We start from the raw sequence: 3,622 nt of genomic DNA, 5'->3' as shown, positions 1-3,622 counted from the left end.
ACCGCGTGCGGCAGCGCGACCTGGTGGGCCGGCTCGGTGGCGACGAGTTCGCCATCGTCACGTTCGGGATCGAGCACCCACGACGCTGGCCGCCGACGGCCTCGACAGCGTGCCGAAGCCGGGCGTGGTCACGGTCACCCGCGGCGGGCTGGCGGACGGGTTCGTCGCGCCCGGTTCCGCGCTGGTCGTGCTCAGCGAGGCCGACATCACCGGGCGCGGTGCCACGGCGGGCCGGGGAGCCGCCGACCTCAACACCAAGATGCCGTCGCGGCGGCGCAACGCCGTCGACCCGCTCGCGCTGAAGGCGGGCGACTTCGTCGTGCACGACCAGCACGGCATCGGGCGGTTCGTGGAGATGGTGCAACGCACCGTGGGCGGCTCCACGCGCGAGTACCTGGTGCTGGAGTACGCGCCGTCCAAGCGCGGGCACCGCGGCGACCGGCTGTTCGTACCCACCGACCAGCTCGACGAGGTGTCCCGTTACGTCGGTGGGGAGACCCCCGCGCTGAACAAGCTCGGCGGGTCGGACTGGAAGAACACCAAGGCCAAGGCCCGGAAGGCCGTCAAGGAGATCGCGGCCGGGCTGGTGCAGCTCTACGCCGCGCGGCAGGCCGCTCCCGGCCACGCGTTCGGCAGCGACACCCCGTGGCAGCGGGAACTGGAGGACGCCTTCCCCTTCATGGAGACGCCCGACCAGATCGCCGCGATCGACGAGGTCAAGCAGGACATGGAAAGCGGCGTGCCGATGGACCGCGTGATCTGCGGGGACGTCGGCTACGGCAAGACCGAGATCGCCGTGCGGGCGGCGTTCAAGGCCGTGCAGGACGGCAAGCAGGTCGTCGTGCTCGTGCCGACGACCCTGCTGGCCCAGCAGCACCTCAACACCTTCACCGAACGGATGCGCTCGTTCCCGGTGACGGTCAAGGGCATGTCCCGGTTCACCGATCCCCACGAGGCCGAGAAGACGCTGAGCGGGCTCGCCGAGGGCGAGGTGGACATCGTGGTCGGTACACACCGGCTGCTCCAGACCGGCGTGCGTTACAAGAACCTCGGCCTGGTCATCGTCGACGAGGAACAGCGGTTCGGCGTCGAGCACAAGGAGCACATCAAGGCCCTGCGCACCCACGTCGACGTGCTCACCATGTCGGCCACCCCGATCCCGCGGACGCTGGAGATGAGCATGGCGGGCATCCGCGAGATGTCGACCATCCTCACCCCGCCCGAGGACCGGCACCCGATCCTGACCTACGTCGGTGCCTACGACGACAAGCAGGTCGCCGCCGCGATCCGCAGGGAGCTGCTGCGCGACGGCCAGGTGTTCTTCGTGCACAACCGCGTGTCCTCGATCGAGAAGGCGGCGCGGCAGTTGCGCGAGCTGGTGCCGGAGGCGCGTGTGGTCACCGCGCACGGGCAGATGAACGAGCACAAGCTCGAACAGATCATTCAGGGCTTCTGGGAGCGCGAGTTCGACGTGCTGGTGTGCACGACGATCGTCGAGACGGGCCTGGACATCTCCAACGCGAATACGCTCATCGTCGAGCGCGGGGACATGCTCGGCCTCGCCCAGCTGCACCAACTGCGCGGCCGGGTCGGCCGCGGCCGGGAACGCGGCTATGCCTACTTCCTGTACCCGCCGGAGCAGCCGTTGTCGGAGACCGCCCACGACCGGCTCGCCACGATCGCGCAGAACACCGAGCTGGGTGCGGGCATGGCGGTGGCCATGAAGGATCTTGAGATCCGGGGCGCGGGCAACATCCTCGGCGCCGAGCAGTCCGGGCACATCGCGGGCGTCGGCTTCGACCTCTACGTGCGGCTGGTCGGTGAGGCGGTCGACGCCTTCCGCAGGGACGCGGGGGCGGGCGCGGTCACCGACGAGGAGGCCGCCCCGACCGAGGTGCGCGTCGACCTGCCGGTGGACGCCCACATTCCGCACGACTACGTGCCCGGTGAGCGGCTCCGGCTGGAGGCCTACCGCAAGATCGCCGCGGCGCAGGACTCCGAGGCGCTCGACGCCGTGCGCGACGAGCTGGTCGACCGGTACGGGACACCGCCCGCGCCCGTGGACCGGCTGCTCGCGGTGGCGGCGTTCCGGCAGGTGTGCCGGCGGGCCGGGGTGAGTGAGGTGACGGTGCAGGGCACCAACCTCCGCTTCTCCCCGCTGCCGCTGGCCGAGTCCCAGCTCGTGCGGCTCAAGCGGCTGTACCCGAAGGCGGTGTACAAGGCGGCGACGAACACGGTGTCGGTGCCCAAGCCGACGGAAGGCCCCGCCGGGGGCCGCATCGGCGCGCCTCCGCTGCGGGACGACGCGCTGCTCGACTGGTGTTCGACGTTGCTCACCTCGCTCACCGAGAAGCCCGCGGCGGCGCCGTCCGCCGTGGCCGCGCGGTGATCATCGCCCCCTGGTCTTGCACCGGGACGTGGCGGGTGTGAGAAGGTACGCGCTGTGACTCGGACCATCCGTCGCCCGCTGGCCACCGTCGCCGTCCTGCTCTCCGCGTTCGTGCTCGCAGCCTGTGGCTCGGGCCCGAGCCGGGTCGACTCCGCCGCGATCGTCGGCGACCGCAGCGTCGGCCTTGACGAGGTGCAGTCGGAGATCCGCTGGCTGATCGACAACGTTGACCAGGCCGAGCAGGCCCAGCAGCAGGGCAAGCTCGCTCAGTTCGGGCGCGAGGTCGTGCGCAGCAGGGTTGTCCACGAGCTCGTGGAGATCGCCGCTCGGCGGGAGCGACTGCGCGTCGACCCCGCCGAGGTGGACCGGCTCATCCAGGCCAACGGCGGCCGGGAGACGATCGCCACGACGGTGCTCGCCGAGCCCGGCCGCGTGCGGCAGGTCGTGCGCGACCAGCTCCTGTTGCAGCAGCTCGCCGAGACCTACCGCGACCGGTTGTCGGTGGACATCGTGGGGACACTGGTCACCGAGTCGAACGCCCAGGCCACGGCCGAGGACACGGCGCGGGAACTCGGCGAGCGCATCGCCGCCGACCCGGACGCCGCCGAGGCGATGCTCCGCGAGGACGGTCACCAGGTGCTGAACGAGACCTTCGCGCTGGGCGAGACCCTTCAGCAGGACCCGGAGCTGGCGATGAGCGCCGTGTTCGGCGCCGACGAGGGGACCGTCGTGGTCGTCCAGCCGAGCAGGCAGCAGACGGGCTGGCTGGTGGCGCTCGTGGCCGAGCGCACGTTCGGGCCCTCCACCGGGCGGGACACCGCGGTGACCGACCCGGCCGCCGCGCAGGCGAGCAACCCCGAACTGCTCTACCGGGCCGGGATGCGGCAGCTCCAGCCGATCGCCGACGAGCTGGGCGTGCGGATCAACCCCCGGTACGGCGTGTGGGACGCCGTGGGCATGGCTCCGGCGCCGAGCGAGGAGGAGCTGACCGGCTACCAGTGGGAGTCCCGTACCGTTCAGCCATGACGTCGTTCCCCGCGACGGTGGTGCTGGTCGACGCGGCACTGCCGGATCACCTGCCCGTCGCGGCCTGGCCCGCGCTCCGGTCCGCGCGGGCGGTGTACGCGGCCGCCGACCTGCCCGAACGTACGCGAGCGGCGCTCGACGCCAAGGCCGCGCCGTGCCCGGAGGAGTTGCTCCACCATCGCGGCATCGTGCTGGTGGCCGCGGGCA

2 protein-coding genes and 1 pseudogene are annotated in these 3,622 nt (G+C 71.6%); all 3 read left to right on the top strand.

What is annotated here, in order from left to right; translation table 11 throughout:
* The coding region (gene mfd / locus SACSA_RS24425; RefSeq protein ID WP_048876541.1) for a transcription-repair coupling factor at positions 1 to 2,389 on the top strand (2,389 nt) is incomplete at its 5' end.
* A gap of 54 nt (positions 2,390 to 2,443) precedes the next feature.
* Positions 2,444 to 3,415: a SurA N-terminal domain-containing protein gene (locus SACSA_RS0106145; protein WP_019814284.1), complete on the top strand. Its 972-nt coding sequence runs from the start codon at positions 2,444 to 2,446 to the stop codon at positions 3,413 to 3,415.
* Positions 3,412 to 3,622 (top strand): annotated as a pseudogene (locus tag SACSA_RS21790) (MazG family protein); the annotation flags it as partial. The gene SACSA_RS0106145 and the pseudogene SACSA_RS21790, both read left to right, overlap by 4 nt.

Origin of the sequence: Saccharomonospora saliphila YIM 90502 (assembly GCF_000383795.1) — a bacterium.
In the GTDB taxonomy this organism is placed as follows: domain Bacteria; phylum Actinomycetota; class Actinomycetes; order Mycobacteriales; family Pseudonocardiaceae; genus Saccharomonospora; species Saccharomonospora saliphila.
Note: the sequence above shows the minus strand (reverse complement) of the source record. Positions and strands in the feature narration are given on the sequence as shown.